Source organism: Candidatus Pelagibacter sp. PS_06 (genome assembly GCF_059418045.1).
Map to the genome: position 1 here is coordinate 1288957 of NZ_CM182078.1, position 17959 is coordinate 1306915.

Below are 17959 nucleotides of genomic sequence, written 5' to 3' on the forward strand. Positions count from 1 at the left end.
AATGATCATTAATAATTTTACTAATAACTTTAGCCAATTTTATTTTGATTTAAAAAAAAATTTAAAAGAATTTTATCAAAGCTCTAATTTTTACGATAAAAGAATATCTAAAACCAAAAATATTACTTTTGAATATAAACCAAGTCCATATCTACTATCCTCAATAGTAAAATATCAAAAAAAAAAATATAAAATTGAAGATTTTGCTTTAGAAGAAATTTGGCAAAAAAATCTAAATTATAGAGAGTTTGAAAAATTAAATAATTTTTTTTGGTTCTTTAGTTTAGATCTGAAATCATCAAAAAAAGTAACTCAAACAGTTGTTGATAATTGGATTAACAAAAACAATAAATATAATAAAAAAAGTTGGGATTTTGATATTACTTCTAAAAGAATAATTTCCTGGCTATCCAATCATCAATTAACTTATGAAGATTGTAATGAAGGTTTTAAAAAAAGATTTAATCAAGCCATTCAAAAACAAACAAACCATCTTTTAAATGAAATAAAAAATTTGTCAGAAGTTGAAAATAAAGTTATTGGATGTGCGGCGATTATTTTAACAGGTCTGGCTTATAAAGATCATAATAAATATCTTAATAATGGGCTAAACCTTTTAAAAAAAATAATAAAATCATCAATTAGCAATAATGGTTTTCCTAAATCTAGAAATATAAAACAACTTATTTTTTACTTAAAATATTTTATAATTATTAGGGAGTGGTTTAAAGAGTCACAAAACACAATTCCAGAATATATTGATGAAATAATATATTATCTTGGCCAAAACTATGCTTTCATTTGGCAAAATATTAATCAAGATATTCTATTTAATGGGAATTATATTTCCAATAATAATGAGTTTGATCAATATCTAAAAAGATTTGGATATGCATTTAAAAATGAAAATAAAGAAATTGCAGGTTATGCCATTCTTAAAAATAAAAAAATTATATTAACAATGGATATTGGGGAAAGTCCTAGCAATAATTTTTCAAAATTTTATCAATCAGGAGCTCTTTCATTTGAAATCTTCTCAAATGGTAAAAAACTAATAACAAATTCTGGATACTTTGCTGATAAAGCAAATAAATTATATAAACTCTCAAAAAGCACAGCTTTACAAAGCACTTTATCAATTGAAGATCATTCTTCTTGTGATTATAAAAAATTGAACAAATCAAATATATTGATTAAAGAAGGCATTCAAATAATTAAGAAGAATATTGTATCTGAAGATAATTATTGGAAAATATCAGGATCACATGATGGTTATCTAAAAAAGTTTAAAACCATTCATGAGAGAGAAATAGAATTTTACCCAGAGCAAATGAAATTTATTGGTTTTGATAAATTATTAAGAAAAGATAAATCAAAAGATATTAAATTTGATATAAGATTTCACCTAGATCCAAGCTCAAAAGTAATGAAAACTCAGGATAATAAATCAATTCTAATAGAGCTAGAAGATGAGGGTTGGAAATTTAATAGTGAAAATTTTGATATAAACATTGATAATGGACTATATTTAGGTATTAAAAATTCATACAAAGAAAATCAAAACATATGTATATCAGGAATATGTAAAGAAAAGACTCAAACTATAAAATGGGAAATTACTAAACTGTAATGAAAAAAATAAAAACAGCTCTTATTTCTGTATCAGATAAAAAAAATTTAAAGCCTCTTCTTATATCTTTAAAAAAAAATAATATAAAAATTATTAGTTCAGGTGGCACATATAAAGAAATTAAAAAACTAAAATTTCATTGCTTAGAAGTTTCTGAATTTACAAATTCGCCTGAAATTCTAGAAGGTAGGGTAAAAACTCTTCATCCAAAAATACATGCAGGAATTTTGAACAAGAGAAATAGTAAAGTTCACCTAAAAGACTTAAAAAATAATAATTTTGAAAATATTGATTTAGTAGTTGTAAACTTTTACCCATTTCAAGAAACATTAAAAAATACAAAAAATCACAAAAAAATAATTGAAAACATTGATGTTGGTGGTCCAACAATGGTCAGATCAGCAGCTAAAAATTATCAGGATGTGACTGTTATTACCTCATCAAATCAATATGAAGAACTCATTGAAGAGTTAAAAAAAAATAAAGGCTCAACATCCTTAAAATTTAGAGAGAAATTATCCAGAATTGCCTTTACAGAAACTGCTTATTACGATTCTGTTATTTCTGATTATTTTAATAAAAAAAATAATATAATTTTTCCAAAAAAGAAGGTTTTCCACACTAATCTAATTGAAACTCCACGTTATGGGGAAAACCCACATCAAGAGAGCGGAATATATTCAAAAAATAATTCTTTGAAAATAAATCAGATTCACGGAAAACAGCTTAGTTACAATAATTATAATGATATATTTTCAGCTTTAACTATATCAAAATCGTTACCAAAAAACATTGGCACTGTCATAGTTAAGCATGCTAACCCATGTGGAGTTTCAATAAATAAAAATCCTCTTATAAGTTATAAATCTGCTCTAGCATGTGATCCTATTAGTGCTTTTGGTGGAATTGTTTCATGTAATTTTAAAATAAATAAAAATTTAGTGTCAGAATTAAATAAATTATTTCTTGAAGTGATTATTGCTAATGGCTTCGATAAAGATGCACTAAAATTATTAAAAAGAAAAAAAAATTTAAGATTAATTGATGCTACCAACTATTCTTTTAAAGAAATATTAAGATTTATATCTTCTAATGAGGAATTATTAATACAAACAGAAGATTTAAAAAAGTTTAATAAAAATGATTTTAAAGTTGTTTCTAAAAAAAAACCAACTTCTAAACAAATGAAAGATCTTATTTTTGCATTTAATATTTGTCGATATGTAAAATCTAATGCAATAGTACTAGCAGCAAATGGAACAACAGCAGGAATTGGCTCTGGCCAACCTAGCAGATTGGATAGCTGTCAAATTGCAATAAATAAAATGAAAAAATTTATGAATACAAATAACGAAATCGTTGCAGCATCAGATGCATTTTTTCCATTCGTAGATGGAATTGAAAAATTAGTTCAATCAGGTGTTACCGCTGTTATACAACCCTCAGGATCTATTAGAGACAAAGAGATAATTAAATTTGCAAACGAAACTGAAACAATTTTAGTCTTTTCTAGAACAAGACATTTTAGACATTGATTAACCGATCTATTTTTGCTGCTAAAATGAAGTCATTTTCAGACAATCCTTCTATTGCATGAGTTGTAATTTTAATTTCTGCATATCCCCAACCAAATGATATATCTGGGTGATGCCCCTCATCTTCAGATATTTTGCCAACATTATTGATAAAGTTTTGACTATCTAAAAAGTTTTTAAAATTAAATTTTTTGAATAGAAAAAATATATTATTTTCATTTTTAATAACATCCCAACCATCCACTTTTTTTTGATATTTGTGTATTTCAGATACATCAAAAGGAATTAACCCACCTTCACAAGGCACACATTTTTTTTTAGTTAGATCTGTCATTAATATATTATTTTGCAAATTCTTTTTTACGAAATTCAATCTGATTTATCATTTTTTGATTTATAAATTTAGAGTCTAAAAATTCTATATCAAGATTTTTATAACTTAAATCATTAATATTCTTTGCATAATTCAGCCACTGATTAATTATTAAAAAGTCAGATATTGATAAACCAGAAATAGAATTGTTGAACTTAATAGTATTAAAATTTTTCTTTATAGCTGAATTTTCCTCAATTTTTTCCCAATCTTCATTAAAATTCATGAAATCTTTTTCTTTTTCGTCAATAATTTTAAATTTTGGGAATACATCATAAAATTCTGAGCATCCTCTTTTTATACTAACTTTAACATTTAAAAGGATTTTTAATTTTGTTTTTAGATCCTCTGAAATTTTTTTTGCTTCTTGTAAACTGGAACAATAAATCATTCCTTTATATAAACCAGGAATTTGATTTCTAAATTCAACCATACATTTCCTTTGATTGTTTTTGGATAAATTTAAATCATCAAAAATAAAAAATAATCTTATTAAATCTAAAACATTTTGAGGCTCAATTTGTATTTTAAAACACCCAAAACAAAATTTTGGTATTATGTTAGATGTATTAAATACATTATGATGACTTTCACAATTAAGATCTATGGGATTCCTTCTATAGGCTTGTGTTTCAAAAAATGATAAATCATTAATATTGATTGATTTATTTTTTACGATCTTAAGCGCATTTTTTAAAACATAGTTTAAATTTTCTGATTTTAACAAATCTTTTAAAATAAACTTATTTTGCAATTGTCTTAGATCATTATTTAATCCAACTAATGAATGATTATTGTCAGATTTGAAATAAGTTAACAAAAATATAATACTTTTTGTAGCAACTAAATTATTTTCATCAAATTCAAGTGTTTTAAGATAATTATTTAAAGCTTCATCATACATTCCTAAACTTGCATAAACCAAACCTAGGTTGCTATAACCACTATAATATTTTGGATCTATCTCTATAATTCTTTTAAAATATTTAATTGCATTTTCTTTTTGTCCTTGATTCTGAGACATAATTCCTAGATTATTATAAGAATGAATAAATAATGGTTTTACTTTGATAGCTTCTTTATAATATATTTCAGCTTGCCTAATATCCCTTAGTTGCTCAAAGATAATACCAAGATTATAATATGTGAATACTACAGTAGGATCAATTTTTATAACTCTATTATAGAATTTTATAGCTTCTTGAAAATTTTTTAATTTTTGATTCTTAAAACCTAGCTTAAAGAGTTCTTTAACATTTAAATTTTTATTTTTTATCATTTAAATCTTAAAATGGAGCGGGCAAAGGGGGTCGAACCCTCGACCTTCTCGTTGGCAACGAGACGCTCTACCACTGAGCTATGCCCGCTTATGATATAAACCTGAAAATAGTAGCTTTTTTACAATTAAGCAAGAAACAAATTATATTACACTATTCTAAGTAAGATAATTCTTTTAAATTTTTATCAAAAACTTTATTAAGTTTATTTTTAAGCTCATCATCCAAAATTTTATTCCAATTATTATCTGGTCCTAAAAAGAAAAACGGAATCTGCTTATTGTTTTTTTTTGACTTAACCGATTCTGAGAAACCAAATTTTTTTTCATGAGTTTTAAGCTTATGGAAAGATGTAGAATTTATAGAATTTTTAATCTTTAATTTACTAATTTTTTCTCTATTTTTAATTGTTTTATTAATAAACTCAATTATTTCTGTAAAAACTACATAAGTTTTATCCATCAAATCTTCATATTTGATAATCTTCACTGGTAACTCGTTTTGGGATTTCCAGGATTTATAATTATTTTCCCAAGAACTAATGAATTGAAAATCACCATATTCTTGCAAATTTTCATAATCATGAATAAATTTTTTTGAGTTTAGCATCCATGATAATGCATCTGGGTAATCTAACTCATAATGATTTTTTAAAGAGGTAATCACATTTCTAGGATCTCTTACTATATAAATACATCCAATAGAGTTTTCTTTATTTGTAAATTTTCGTTCATTAATTGATCCAAATACATTGTGAGTTTTAAAAAATCTTAGTTTTTTATCTTCATTAATTTTTTCTTGAGCTTTTAACCAGAATCTAGTGGTATCAATTGTAACCTGTGACAAATAATTAAATCCTTGAAAATGTTTTTTTTCAGGAAATTGGCCAATATTTTTAATTAAATTTTCTTTATATATACCGTCTTTAGAATAGTAATAAGCACTAATTAGTGTTCTCAACCAAGTGTTTCCACTTTTGGGGTATGAAGCTATCCAAAAAATCATATTAATAAATACTATAGATGATTAATAAATTTTTTGTTATTAATATATGATGAAAGATTTTCCAAAAATAATTCCAGTTTTTCCCTTAAGTAATTTTATTATTTTTCCTAAAACGACCGTACCATTAAATATTTTTGAACCAAGATATGTAGATATGATTAATGATAGTATGAAATCAAACAAATTTATTGGAATGATTCAACCAAAGAAAATAATTAATGAAACCACTCCTCCTGTTTTACATAAAATTGGTTGCTTGGGTAAAATAACAAGTTTTAAGGAAACAGAGGATGGAAGATTTATGATTGAATTAAAAGGTTTAATTAGATTTAATCTTATTCAAGAAATTAAATCTAATAAAAAATATAGAGAATATGAAGTTGATTTTAATGATTTTGATAAAGATCTTGATGAGAAAAAAGAACAAATTAAGTTTTCTGACTTAGAATTAATTTTTAAAGATCTTAAATTATTATTTGAAAAAAGAGGTTTTATAATCAATTGGAAAGAGCTAGAAAAACAAAGTTTAGATGAAACTATAAATGCTTTGGCAATGGCCTCACCATTTTCTCTGGAAGAAAAACAAGTATTACTAGAAGCAGAAAATCTCAAAATAAGAAAAAATAAAATAGCAGAGATCTTAAGTACTTATACCTATGACGTTTTTAACAATACAACTATTCAATAAACTAAAATAAAATACCTCTATCAGCAATCTTAGTAAACATTTTATTAATAAGCGGGTAATTACCAATAATTTTAACTGACTTGCTTAAAAGATTTGACTTCATTTTTCTCTCAAAATTAAAGAATTCATGAATTAGATCTATTCCATTTGAAAAAATAAAATTCTTATGCTTTATTTGTTTTTGGAATTCAGAGTTTACAGAGCCATCTAAAGACAGACCTACATCGATCCTTTTTTTAATAATATCTAAAAGAATTTTAATATCTCTAATAGTCATATTGAAACCTTGGCCTGCCAACGGATGTACCTTATGCAGCAAATCACCAAATGCTAATATATTTTTATGGTAATAAGATCTCAGGTTTAATGACTTTAACTCAAAACTATTAATTTTTTCTATATCCCTAATTTTATACTTTAAATTATTATTTTTTATCAATTGTTCTATATATTCTTTTTTTTGATTTTTAGAATTATGGATGGAATAGACCACAGAAGTCTTTTTATTCGAAATTGGTAAAAAAGCTAAAGGTCCATTTTTTGTAAAAATTTGAAGAGCACTATCATTTATGATTTGATCATGTTTAATAATAGTAGTGAAGGCCATACTATCATACTTTTTAATAATTTTTTTATTAAAATATCGATTTGAAATAAAATTAGAATGATCACAATTAATTATTAGTTCATATCTATTTAACAAGAAGGACTTTTTTTTATTATAAAATTTAGATTTAAAAAATTTATTTTTTGATAAATCTTTCTCTAACAACTCATATAATTTCTGATTTTTTAGAATTGAAAAAAGTTGATCTTTATTTGCTTGAAAGTTTATTAGATTTTCTTTTTTTAAATTTTCTGAAAAAATTTCGATTTTTTTTAACTTCCAAATAATTTTTTCAATATTAATGATATTCCTGTTAAAAAAATTGATATTATTTTTTGAAATGCCAATGGTCCTTGGGTCATTTATTTTATAATTTTTTTTATCGGAAAATAAATCAACATCAATTTCACAATTAACAAGAGCCTTAGCCAAAGTTAATGCTGTTAATCCATTACCAAGTATACAAACTGTCATAATATTTTTAATTTTAACAATAAAAATTAGATGATACAAAGTGATAAAATTGATTCATTTATATGAATATTAAAAAAACATCTGATTTATTACTTAATTTTGCTATTAAAAGACTGGCAGAAATATTTGGGATTTTAGTTTCTTTGACAGGTCTAATGTTGTTTTTATCACTAATAACATACTCTCCCAATGATCCAAATTTCATTTTTCCTGAAAATACAAAGATTGAGAATTTGATGGGTTTCCAAGGAAGTTTTATATCTGATTTATTTTTTCAGTCAGTTGGGATAATAGCTTATTTGATTCCACTTACATTTTTAGTTACAGGAATTAATATTTTAAGATCTAAAGATTTTTTTTTATTTATTGAAAATAATTTTTTTACAATTTTATATTTGATATTTGGAGCACTTTTTTTTGGTTACTATTATTCTGACACATATTCTCTATACATAAATGGTAACAGTGGGTTTGTTGGTGAATACTTAAATAAATCATTTCTTGGATCTACAATATCAATTAATGAAAATATTTTTTTTTATATTTTAATTTTAATTACTATAATTTTTTTTCTTATTAGTGTTAATTTTAATCCAAAGAAATTTTTTGAATTTATTAAAAAAACTTACGATTTGATTAATAAAAGAAATACTAAAAATTATACTGATAAAAGTGAAATAATTAATGAATACATTCCCCAAGATGAAATTAAAAACCTTATTCAAGAGGATTTACCTTTTATAAAAAGTGAAAATAAATCTGAGTTAAAAATAAAATTCAAATTACCAGGTCTTGATTTATTGAAAATTCCAACAAAAAAAGAGAGGGAGAATTTTGAAAAAAATGAAGACCATGATCCAGAATTTTTGGAAAAAATATTAATGGATTTTGGTGTTAATGGAAATATTAAAAAAGTTAGTCATGGTCCTGTGGTTACTCTTAATGAGTTTGAGCCTGCTGCTGGAGTTAAAGTTTCTAAAATAATAAATTTATCAGACGACATAGCAAGAAATACAAGCTCAGAGTCTGCAAGAATAGCCACTATACCTGGAAGCAATACTGTTGGAATAGAACTTCCAAACAACATAAGAGAAAATGTTTATTTGAGTGAAATTTTGGCTAATTCAGACTTCAAGAAAAGAGAAATTAAATTACCAATTGCGCTCGGTAAAAATATATCTGGTAAACCAGTTGTTGGTGACTTAACTTCTATGCCTCATCTTCTCATTGCAGGAACTACTGGTTCTGGAAAATCAGTTTGTATTAATACAATTATTTTATCTCTTCTTTATCGACATACTCCTGAGAATTGTAAATTTATTTTAATTGATCCTAAGATGTTAGAGCTGTCAACATACGAAGGAATTCCCCATTTACTTTGTCCTGTAATTACAGAAGCTAAAAAAGCAGCTTCAGTTCTAGGTTGGGTAGTTAAAGAAATGGAAAGTAGATACAAATTAATGACAAAAGAAGGAGTGAGAAATATTGATGGTTATAACAAAAAACATAAACTTCCTATGCCTTATATAGTTGTTGTGGTTGATGAGATGTCTGACCTAATGTTGGTTGCAGGTAAAGAAATCGAAAACTACATACAAAAATTATCTCAAATGGCTAGAGCTGCTGGAATTCACATTATAATGGCTACTCAAAGACCAAGTGTTGATGTTATTACCGGTACTATTAAAGCCAATTTTCCTACCAGAATATCTTTTCAAGTTACTTCAAAAATAGATAGCAGAACTATTCTTGGAGAACAAGGGGCAGAACAGTTGTTGGGTAAGGGAGATATGCTTTACATGTCATCTGCTAATAAAATAGTAAGAATACACGCACCATTTGTATCTGATGATGAAATTGAAAAAGTTAATAAATCTCTAAGAACCCAAGCTGAACCAGATTATATAGATGAAATATTAAACTTTGCAGACGAAAAAGAAATGGGAGATAGTCAAAGTCAAGGTGATAAAGATGAGTTGTATCAACAAGCATTAGAAATTATTCGATCAGAAGGTAAAGCCTCAACATCCTTCTTACAAAGGAAACTTCAAATTGGTTACAATAGAGCAGCTAGAATTATTGATATGATGGAAGCTGATGGAATTGTAAGTAAAGCAAATCATGTTGGCAAAAGAGATGTGCTTTAATGTTTAAACACTTAATAATTTATATTTTTTTTATTTTAATTTCAAATGTGCAAGCAAGCAATAAAGATAAAATAATAGAAAATCTAAAAAATACTAAAAATTTAAATTTTAATTTTGAACAAAACGTAAATGGAAAAGTAGAAAATGGAAATTGTACGATTAAATATCCAAAGAAAATTTACTGTAAATATCAAAAGAATAATAAAATCATTGTTTCTAACGGTAAATCACTAGTAATTAAAACCAAAACTAGCTTTTATAGATACCCCTTAAATAAGACACCACTAAATTCTATATTAGATAAAAAATTTTTAATCAGAAAAATAGTAAATTTAAAAGAAAAAATGTTAGATAAAACTTATATAAATTTTGAGATAGAAGAACAAAACAGTAAAATAAATATATTTTTTAATGATAAAACATTTAATTTAGCAGGGTGGCAAACAAAAGATATTTATCAAAATATAAGTGTTACTCATATTTCTTCAATTCACGTGAATCAAAAAATTGATAAAGATTTATTTAATGTTCCTACGCAAAACTAAATTTTTATAGTTTCAGTTTTAAATATTTTCATTCCTCTAGCGATATAATTATTTAAAGCATTTTCGTGATCTAGAGAACACGTATGAACCCAAACTCTATGAATACCATCTATAAAAGATTTTTGGATTGCTTGAGACAATAGATATGATCCAAGTTTTTTATTTTGAAATTCTTCTAACAATCCAAAATAAGCAATCTCTACTTCTTTTTTTTCAATATGAATTATTAATTCAAAGAAACCAACTAAATCATCTTTAAATTTTAAAACATATGTTTTAACTTTTTTGCTAGAAACATAATCTATCCATTGAGTTTCTGTCCAAACTAAACGATCAATCCAATTATGTTTTTTTCCAATATTTTTATAAAAAAATTTATTTAATTGAAAATTAATTGGATTAAGTAAATTTATGGAATAATCTTTATTTGGTTCAATCACCTTATTTAGATCATGAATTGAATTTATTTCTAAATAATTTCTTTGAACCTCTTGTGTCACTCAACCATTTTTCCAATTTTTTCACCTCCAAATAAATGAAAGTGTAAGTGTGGGACCTCTTGACCACCGTTATCGCCTATATTGGTTAATGCTCTATAGCCTTTACCTACTTCCGTTGAAAGACCCAGCTTTTTGGCTACAATATTTATACCTTTAATCAATCCAGCGATTTCTTCTTGGGTCGCATTTAAACTAAAATCATCTAGATCAACATATTTTCCTTTGGGAATGACAAGAGCATGTATTTTTTTTTGTGGATTAATATCGTTAAATGATAAAATAAAATCATCTTCATAAATTTTATTACAAGGTATCTCTCCTCTTAAAATTTTTGCAAAGATATTACTATCATCATAACTCATTTTTTTCTTTTTTCTAATTCCTTCATTACTTCTTCAATTTTTACATCATTTGCCTCTAAGTACATTAATAAATGATAAAATACATCTGCTGCTTCATGTATTTTATTTGTATCTTCATCTATAGCTTCTATTAATTCATCAACTTCCTCTAATACTTTTGCTTTACTTAAGGGTTTATCTGTAAGTAACTTATTTGTATAAGACCCTTCTACAGGTATTAACTTTCTTTCTCGTGCAAGTTTTATTAAATTTTCTAATGTACTAAGCATTTTAAATTCTAACAGGTATTCCCTTTGAGTCCAAATATTCCTTAGCCTCTTTTACTGAATGCTTTCCATAGTGAAATATAGATGCTGCTAAAACAGCGCTTGCGTTTCCTAATTTTATTCCATCAACTAAATGATCTAAATTACCAACCCCACCAGATGCAATAATAGGAATATTTACTTTAGATGATATTTTCGACATTAATTCTAAATCATAACCAACTTGGGTGCCATCTCTGTCCATTGAAGTTACTAATAGCTCCCCCGCCCCACTACCTTCCATTTTTTTTGCAAATTCTACTGCATTAATTCCTGTATTGTTTCTTCCACCGTGAGTATAAATTTCCCAATTATCAGAGTTTTTTTTTGCATCTATTGCAACAACAATGCATTGCGAACCAAATTTTCTAGAACTTTCTACTACTACTTCTGAATTTTGAACTGCCGCAGTATTAATTGACACCTTATCTGCACCACAGTTTAAAAGTTTATTAATATCATCAACACTTTTAACTCCTCCTCCAACTGTCAAAGGGACAAAACATTTTTTAGAAGTTTTTTCTACAACATCATAAATGGTGTCTCTATTTTCATTTGAGGCAGTAATGTCTAGAAAACAAATTTCATCTGCTCCACCATCAGAATAAATTCTAGCTTGCTCAACTGGATTACCTGCATCCTTTAAGTCTATAAAATTTATTCCTTTGACTACACGACCATTTTTAACGTCTAGACAAGGTATTATTCTATTTTTAAGCATCTAATTCCTTAACCAAATCCTCTAATTTAATATCACCATCATATATAGCTTTGCCAACTATAATCCCCTCGATATTCTTATTATTTAGCTCCTTTGCTTTTTTAATATCATCAATAGATGAAACACCTCCCGAAATAATCACTGGGCAATTTGCTGTTTCAGCGACTTTAGATGTTTCTTCAAAATTAGGGCTTTGTTTCATGCCATCTCGATTAATATCAGTATAAATTAATCTGCTAGCACCAAAATTATTGACTTCTCTTAAATAATCTAAAGTTAATTGATTAGAATTTTCTTTCCATCCTGACACAGATAAATATCCATCTTTAGCATCTAAACCTAAGGCAATTTTATTTGAGAACTTTTCACAAGATTCTTTTAAAAAGTTTTTATCTTTTATGGCAGCACTACCTAAAATTACTTTTTCAACACCCACATCCGTGTATTTTTGAATACTATCAATACTTCTAATTCCTCCACCAACTTCTATTTTTAAGTCAAATTTACTAGCTATCTCCTCAATAATATCCAGATTTAGTGTTTCACCAGTTAAAGCTCCATCTAAATCAACAATATGTAAATTTTTAAAACCATATTCCTTATATTTTGCAGCTTGTTCAACTGGTGACACTTCGTATTCAGTTTTGTTATCAAAGTTTCCTTTGATTAATCTTACACATTTTTTATCTTTTATGTCTATCGCTGGAAATATTTTCATTTTATATGTTTATAAAATTATCAATTATTTTAAGTCCAATTTTATCACTCTTCTCTGGATGAAACTGGGTTCCAAAAATGTTTTCTTTTTCTACAGAACAAACAATATTTGACGAATAATCTGTTGTTGCAGATATAACTCTTTTATCCTGGGGAATAAATTCATAGCTATGCACAAAATACATGTGAGAGTTATTTTCTATATCTTTTAAAATTTTACTATTCTTATGTATATTAAGCTGATTCCAACCAATATGAGGAAGCTTGAATTTTCCATTTTGGTTGTTAATTTTGACTACCTTACCCGATATCCACCCTAAACCTTTTGTTTCTATTTCTTCGTATCCAACATCTGCAAACATTTGTAATCCAACACAAATACCTAGGAGTGGTTTTTTATTATTAATTGCAACTTCATTCAAAGTATCTGTCAAGCCATTGATGCTATTTAAAGCATCAACACAGCTTTTAAATGAACCTTGGCCTGGCAATACTACCTTGTCACTAGATTTAATTTTATTTAGATCTGAAGTAACTTCGATGTTTACTTTGTCTTTTGCGACTTCGTTAAACGAATTTATTACCGAGCTTATATTGCCCGAATTATAATCAACAATTGTGACGTTCATTAAACTTATAATGAGCCTTTAGTAGATGGAATACTTTTTTTACTTCTAGGATCCATCTCTAATGCTTCTCTCAAAGATCTTGCTAATGCTTTATAGCAAGATTCGATGATGTGGTGACTATTGTCTCCATAAATATTTTCAACATGCATTGTAATGCCAGCTGATTGTGAAAATGCCTGGAACCATTCTTTAAATAGTTCGGTATCCATCTCACCAAGTTTCTCAACTTTTAATTTTACTTTCCAAATTAAATAAGGTCTATTTGAAACATCTATTGCAACTCTAGTTAAAGTCTCGTCCATTGGAATAACTCTGTGAGCATATCTTTTAATCCCAATAAATTTTTTTGCAGCTTTTTTTAAAGCTTCACCAATTGCTATTCCTGTATCTTCTGTTGTATGATGAAGATCAATGTGAGTATCACCTTTTGCTTTTACTTTTAAATCGATAAGAGAATGTTTTGATAATTGCTCAAGCATATGATCTAAAAAACCTATACCAGTATCAATTTGGTATTTACCTTTTCCGTCAATATTCACCTCAACACTAATACTGGTTTCTTTTGTTTTTCTGGATACTTTTCCTTTTCTAGCCATATATTTTAGAGGTATACATACATAATCCTTCTATATCAATATCAGTATGAACACTTGAAGTATTAAAAATAATCACCATTTATTAAACCATGACAACAATTGTACTAGTTAGAAAAAATAATGAAGTAGTGGTAGCTGGAGATGGACAGGTAAGTATGGGTAATACTGTGGTTAAAAGTACTGCTTCAAAAATTAGAAAAATTGAAAAAAGGGATGTAGTAGCAGGCTTTGCAGGGTCAACAGCGGATGCACTTACTTTATTTGAGAGATTAGAGGCTAAAATTGAAAAACATGCAGGCAACCTATCAAGAGCTGCTGTTGAGTTAGCAAAAGATTGGAGAACTGATAAATATTTAAGAAGATTAGAGGCTTTAATGGCCATAGGTGATAAAGATAATAGTTATATAATTTCTGGAACAGGGGATGTTTTGGAACCTGAGGGAGATGTCATTGGAATAGGTTCGGGTGGAAATTATGCATTAGCTGCTGGAAAAGTTCTGATGGAAACAGATAAAAGTGCGGAGGAAATTGCAAAAAAAGCAATTAAGGTAGCTTCTGAAATTTGTGTATTTACAAATGATAATATTAAGGTTCTAAAAATATAATGGAAAAAACTAACGTAACTCCTTTAGTTCCAAAAGATAAAAAAGATAAGGAAGAAAATTCTCTAGTAAGTTCACTTTCTCCAAGAGAAATAGTTTCTGAATTAGATAGATTTGTAGTTGGACAAAACAAAGCAAAAAAGGCTGTTGCTGTCGCTTTAAGAAACAGATGGAGAAGACAAGCAATAAAAGGAGAAATGAAAAATGAAGTTTTGCCAAAAAATATTTTAATGATTGGACCAACTGGTGTTGGTAAAACAGAAATTTCTAGAAGGTTATCAAAATTGGCGGAAGCACCGTTTGTTAAAGTTGAAGCCACAAGATTTACTGAAGTTGGATACGTTGGAAGAGATGTTGAACAAATAGTAAGGGATTTAATTGAAATAGCTATTGGTATGGAAAAAGTTAAAATGAGAAAAGAAGTCCATGCTCAAGCACAAAAATCTGCTGAAGAAAAAGTCTTAGATGCTTTGGTTGGTAAAAAAGCTAGTTTAGCAACAAGAGAAAGTTTTAGAAAAAGATTAAGAAATGGTGATTTAGATAACAATGAAATAGAAATTGCTGTGAGTGATACAGGATCAAATAACACTTCTTTTGAAATTCCTGGAATGCCTGGAGCTAATGTTGGAATGATCAACATTGGAGAAATGATTGGTAAATCTATGGGCAACAAAGAAAAAAAGAAAAAAATGACTGTAAAAGAATCACATGAAATTTTAATTAATGATGAGTCTGATAAATTAATTGAGCAGGATAAAATTGTTAAAGCCGCAAAGCTATCAACAGAAAATAATGGTATAGTTTTTTTAGATGAAATTGATAAAATTTCTGCAAGAACTGACCGAGTTGGTGGAGATGTGTCTCGCGAGGGTGTTCAAAGAGACCTATTACCTTTGATAGAAGGCACAACAGTTAATACTAAGCATGGACCTATTAAGACTGATCATATCTTATTTATAGCATCGGGTGCTTTCCAACTTGCAAAACCTTCGGACTTACTTCCTGAATTACAAGGTAGGTTACCTATAAGAGTTGAGCTAGAAGCATTAACTAGTGATGATTTTAAAAGAATACTAAGAGAGCCAGATTTTAGTTTAATTAAACAATATGTTGCATTATTGAAAACTGAAAATGTTGAGCTTGAATTCTCAGATGATGGGATTGATACAATTGCAAATATCGCATCCGAAGTAAATGCAACAGTAGAAAATATTGGTGCCAGAAGATTACATACAATAATTGAAAAAATTTTAGACGAAATAAGTTTCACAGCAACTGATCGCTCTGGAGAAAAAATTATTATTGATAAAGAATATATTAATAAAAATTTAGATAATTTGGTAAAAGATACAGATCTTTCAAAATTTATATTATAAATTTATAAGTAGCCAAGTTCTTCCATTTCTAATTTAAAAGTTTTTTCCAATTTTTTTACAACTTTAACATCTAAATTTTTTTTCCAATTATTTTTAGGTCCTAAATAGAAAAAAGGTATCTTTTTACCAGTTTTTTCATCTACCCAACTCTCGCTAAAACCTTTTTCTTTTTCTAAATTTTGCATATTTTCAAAACTTGTTGTTTTAATTACGTTTTCAAATTTTTTTTTATCTAATTCAAAATTAGATTTATTAATTCTATAAATAAATTTTAACACATTTAGAAAAGTTAAATCTGGATTAGCGATTAGATCTTCATATTTTATAAGAAGGTACTTTTCATATTCCTTAAATATTTTCCAACTATGATAATTGACAGCCCAATTATTTGTCCAAACTAACCCATCCCCTGTTCCTTTTATCATAAAATCTGCTGATTCTTCTAATGTTAAGCTTTTGAATTTGGATAAAGATGTTACGATATTTCTTGGGTCTCTAACAATATAAATTGCCCCTAGAGTATTATCGAAATTTGTAAAAGGATAATTTTTATTGAAGTTAAAAAGAAAACTATGAGTTTTTAAAAATTGAATTGCATTTTTTTTATTGAACGCGTCTTGAGCTTTAATGTAATTTTTAATTGTCTCATTTTGATTTGTTATATCAATTCCCATCTCTAAAAAAAAGCCACCATGAGGAAATTGTTTTATATTTTTAATTAAGTTAAAATTATAATTTCCATCTTTAGAAAATATGTATGCTGCTAACATTGATCTTAGCAATGTATTCCCACTTTTAGGATATGAAGCAAGCCAGATAATCATTTTTTTTTTAAATATATATAAAATGCTCCAGCACCACCATCTTCTATTTCTGCGTCTTTAATTTCTATAATTTTTTTCATTATTTCTTTGTTTCCTTTTATAAATTCAGGAACTGAATATTTTAAGATACTCAGGTCTTTTGAAACATATGGGTTTTTTTGATTGTTCGAATGAAGACCTTTTCCTGTAACGATTATTAATTTATTTATTTTATCTTCGTAAGATCTAATAATAAAGTCTTCGATAGATTTGTTAGCTTCTTCAAGAGATTGTCCGTGTAAATCTAGAGATTTTATTTTTAAAATTTTATTTTCTTTAAATTTATGGTCTTTATTTGGGAGTTTATCTTCACTGGAGATAAAATTTTCCCAATCTTTTTTATCTTTGTCTGAAATTTTATTTGTCAATTAAGTTAAGGTGCCAACTAATTGCCAATTAGGGTTAGCTGACGTAGTATCTCTTGAAAAAACCCACGTATCATAAATTTTTTTAATTTTTTCAGGATCACCAGAAATAATTTTTTTATTTTTATCTTTTATACAAGTAATAACCTCAGCTATAAAACTTACAGTCACATTTAAAATTTTATCTACTTTCTTATGTTCTTTAATATCTGCCGAATTTATGCCTATAAATGTAATTTCTGCATAATGTCCTCGGGAACTTCTTTCTTTTAGAGCTTCGTTAAATTGATTATAGATATCTTTATTAAGCAATGGTTTGCTCGTGGTTATTTTATTATCATTATCACTAAAATCAGTGATTATAGTCTCATAAGCAATTCTAGCTCCTTTTAAAAATTCTTTTTGCGCTTCTTCATCAAAAATATTGACTTGTTTTGGAGCTTGCTTAACAACTGCTTCTTTTAAAATTTTGTCAAATTGTGCTGGGGCTTTTCCCTCAAACCCAGTTCTTTTACCAAGAATTCCTCTTAATCTTAAAAAAATAAAACCAGCTATCATTGCAAGAAGAATAATATCTATGTATTCGAAACTGTAATTCATATTTATTATAATAATTACTATGTTGATTAATTTCAACTAGCA

21 protein-coding genes and 1 tRNA gene are annotated in these 17959 nt (G+C 26.9%); 7 read left to right on the forward strand and 15 right to left on the reverse strand.

Translation table 11 applies throughout. The features are described from left to right. The first annotated feature begins 1 nt into the window (after nucleotide 1). A complete protein-coding gene (locus tag AC5SLZ_RS06675) occupies nucleotides 2-1630 on the forward strand; it encodes a heparinase II/III domain-containing protein (RefSeq protein WP_494615506.1) in 1629 nt (542 codons plus the stop codon). Next, on the forward strand, nucleotides 1630-3165 hold the full coding sequence (purH, locus tag AC5SLZ_RS06680) for a bifunctional phosphoribosylaminoimidazolecarboxamide formyltransferase/IMP cyclohydrolase (protein WP_494615507.1): 1536 nt from the start codon (nucleotides 1630-1632) through the stop codon (nucleotides 3163-3165). Before AC5SLZ_RS06675 ends, purH begins: the two co-directional genes overlap by 1 nt. Here the strand turns inward: purH and AC5SLZ_RS06685 are convergent. From AC5SLZ_RS06685 to AC5SLZ_RS06700, 4 genes are all read right to left on the reverse strand, one after another. After that, nucleotides 3155-3499, reverse strand: a complete 345-nt coding sequence (locus AC5SLZ_RS06685; protein WP_494615508.1) for a 4a-hydroxytetrahydrobiopterin dehydratase — start codon at nucleotides 3497-3499, stop codon at nucleotides 3155-3157. The genes purH and AC5SLZ_RS06685 overlap by 11 nt on opposite strands. A 7-nt stretch (nucleotides 3500-3506) precedes the next feature. Beyond that, nucleotides 3507-4817, reverse strand: a complete 1311-nt coding sequence (locus tag AC5SLZ_RS06690; RefSeq protein WP_494615510.1) for a tetratricopeptide repeat protein — start codon at nucleotides 4815-4817, stop codon at nucleotides 3507-3509. A 13-nt stretch (nucleotides 4818-4830) separates the two neighbouring features. Beyond that, nucleotides 4831-4905, reverse strand: a tRNA-Gly gene (locus AC5SLZ_RS06695). A gap of 63 nt (nucleotides 4906-4968) precedes the next feature. Next, on the reverse strand, nucleotides 4969-5820 hold the full coding sequence (locus AC5SLZ_RS06700) for a sulfotransferase domain-containing protein (RefSeq protein WP_494615512.1): 852 nt from the start codon (nucleotides 5818-5820) through the stop codon (nucleotides 4969-4971). Nucleotides 5821-5869: 49 nt separating this feature from the next. On the opposite strand from AC5SLZ_RS06700, the gene AC5SLZ_RS06705 reads away from it, so the two are divergent. Beyond that, complete coding sequence (locus tag AC5SLZ_RS06705) at nucleotides 5870-6508, forward strand: LON peptidase substrate-binding domain-containing protein (protein WP_494615514.1); 639 nt, start codon at nucleotides 5870-5872, stop codon at nucleotides 6506-6508. Between the two features lies 1 nt (nucleotide 6509). Here AC5SLZ_RS06705 and AC5SLZ_RS06710 read toward each other — a convergent pair whose 3' ends face one another. After that, on the reverse strand, nucleotides 6510-7589 hold the full coding sequence (locus AC5SLZ_RS06710; RefSeq protein WP_494615515.1) for an FAD-dependent monooxygenase: 1080 nt from the start codon (nucleotides 7587-7589) through the stop codon (nucleotides 6510-6512). Nucleotides 7590-7651: 62 nt separating this feature from the next. Between AC5SLZ_RS06710 and AC5SLZ_RS06715 the strand changes: the two genes are divergently transcribed. After that, the gene (locus AC5SLZ_RS06715; RefSeq protein ID WP_494615517.1) at nucleotides 7652-9736 is read left to right on the forward strand and encodes a DNA translocase FtsK; all 2085 of its coding nucleotides are present in this window, start codon (nucleotides 7652-7654) and stop codon (nucleotides 9734-9736) included. Then, the gene (locus AC5SLZ_RS06720; RefSeq protein WP_494615519.1) at nucleotides 9736-10281 is read left to right on the forward strand and encodes a LolA family protein; all 546 of its coding nucleotides are present in this window, start codon (nucleotides 9736-9738) and stop codon (nucleotides 10279-10281) included. Before AC5SLZ_RS06715 ends, AC5SLZ_RS06720 begins: the two co-directional genes overlap by 1 nt. Here the strand turns inward: AC5SLZ_RS06720 and AC5SLZ_RS06725 are convergent. Genes AC5SLZ_RS06725 through hisB form a run of 7 tightly spaced genes read right to left on the reverse strand, consistent with a single transcriptional unit; the run spans nucleotide 10278 to nucleotide 14111 of the window. Further along, nucleotides 10278-10781: a GNAT family N-acetyltransferase gene (locus AC5SLZ_RS06725; protein ID WP_494615520.1), complete on the reverse strand. Its 504-nt coding sequence runs from the start codon at nucleotides 10779-10781 to the stop codon at nucleotides 10278-10280. The genes AC5SLZ_RS06720 and AC5SLZ_RS06725 overlap by 4 nt on opposite strands. Continuing rightward, nucleotides 10778-11143 (reverse strand): HIT domain-containing protein, encoded by a 366-nt coding sequence (locus tag AC5SLZ_RS06730; protein WP_494615521.1) that lies wholly within the window; start codon nucleotides 11141-11143, stop codon nucleotides 10778-10780. The genes AC5SLZ_RS06725 and AC5SLZ_RS06730 overlap by 4 nt, the downstream gene beginning before the upstream one ends. Further along, the gene (gene hisE / locus AC5SLZ_RS06735) at nucleotides 11140-11412 is read right to left on the reverse strand and encodes a phosphoribosyl-ATP diphosphatase (RefSeq protein WP_494615522.1); all 273 of its coding nucleotides are present in this window, start codon (nucleotides 11410-11412) and stop codon (nucleotides 11140-11142) included. The genes AC5SLZ_RS06730 and hisE overlap by 4 nt, the downstream gene beginning before the upstream one ends. Before the next feature lies 1 nt (nucleotide 11413). After that, entirely contained in the window at nucleotides 11414-12169 is a 756-nt protein-coding gene (gene hisF / locus AC5SLZ_RS06740; protein ID WP_494615523.1) for an imidazole glycerol phosphate synthase subunit HisF, read from the reverse strand. Next, complete coding sequence (gene hisA / locus AC5SLZ_RS06745) at nucleotides 12162-12887, reverse strand: 1-(5-phosphoribosyl)-5-[(5-phosphoribosylamino)methylideneamino]imidazole-4-carboxamide isomerase (protein ID WP_494615525.1); 726 nt, start codon at nucleotides 12885-12887, stop codon at nucleotides 12162-12164. The genes hisF and hisA overlap by 8 nt, the downstream gene beginning before the upstream one ends. Nucleotide 12888: 1 nt before the next feature. After that, nucleotides 12889-13515 carry an imidazole glycerol phosphate synthase subunit HisH gene (hisH, locus tag AC5SLZ_RS06750; protein ID WP_494615526.1) on the reverse strand — a complete coding sequence of 209 codons (627 nt, stop codon included), beginning with the start codon at nucleotides 13513-13515 and terminating at the stop codon, nucleotides 12889-12891. 5 nt (nucleotides 13516-13520) lie between these two features. After that, nucleotides 13521-14111 carry an imidazoleglycerol-phosphate dehydratase HisB gene (gene hisB, locus AC5SLZ_RS06755; RefSeq protein ID WP_028036086.1) on the reverse strand — a complete coding sequence of 197 codons (591 nt, stop codon included), beginning with the start codon at nucleotides 14109-14111 and terminating at the stop codon, nucleotides 13521-13523. Between the two features lie 89 nt (nucleotides 14112-14200). Between hisB and hslV the strand changes: the two genes are divergently transcribed. Beyond that, nucleotides 14201-14716, forward strand: a complete 516-nt coding sequence (gene hslV / locus AC5SLZ_RS06760; RefSeq protein WP_023649225.1) for an ATP-dependent protease subunit HslV — start codon at nucleotides 14201-14203, stop codon at nucleotides 14714-14716. Then, the gene (gene hslU / locus AC5SLZ_RS06765) at nucleotides 14716-16089 is read left to right on the forward strand and encodes an ATP-dependent protease ATPase subunit HslU (RefSeq protein WP_494615528.1); all 1374 of its coding nucleotides are present in this window, start codon (nucleotides 14716-14718) and stop codon (nucleotides 16087-16089) included. The genes hslV and hslU overlap by 1 nt, the downstream gene beginning before the upstream one ends. A gap of 2 nt (nucleotides 16090-16091) precedes the next feature. Here the strand turns inward: hslU and AC5SLZ_RS06770 are convergent, their stop codons facing one another. From AC5SLZ_RS06770 to AC5SLZ_RS06780, 3 genes are read right to left on the reverse strand one after another with little or no spacing between them, the layout of a single operon-like run. After that, nucleotides 16092-16913 (reverse strand): sulfotransferase domain-containing protein, encoded by an 822-nt coding sequence (locus AC5SLZ_RS06770; protein ID WP_494615529.1) that lies wholly within the window; start codon nucleotides 16911-16913, stop codon nucleotides 16092-16094. Continuing rightward, nucleotides 16910-17320 carry a Smr/MutS family protein gene (locus AC5SLZ_RS06775; RefSeq protein WP_494615531.1) on the reverse strand — a complete coding sequence of 137 codons (411 nt, stop codon included), beginning with the start codon at nucleotides 17318-17320 and terminating at the stop codon, nucleotides 16910-16912. The genes AC5SLZ_RS06770 and AC5SLZ_RS06775 overlap by 4 nt, the downstream gene beginning before the upstream one ends. Next, nucleotides 17321-17917 carry a Tim44/TimA family putative adaptor protein gene (locus AC5SLZ_RS06780; protein WP_494615532.1) on the reverse strand — a complete coding sequence of 199 codons (597 nt, stop codon included), beginning with the start codon at nucleotides 17915-17917 and terminating at the stop codon, nucleotides 17321-17323. Between the last annotated feature and the right edge of the window lie 42 nt (nucleotides 17918-17959).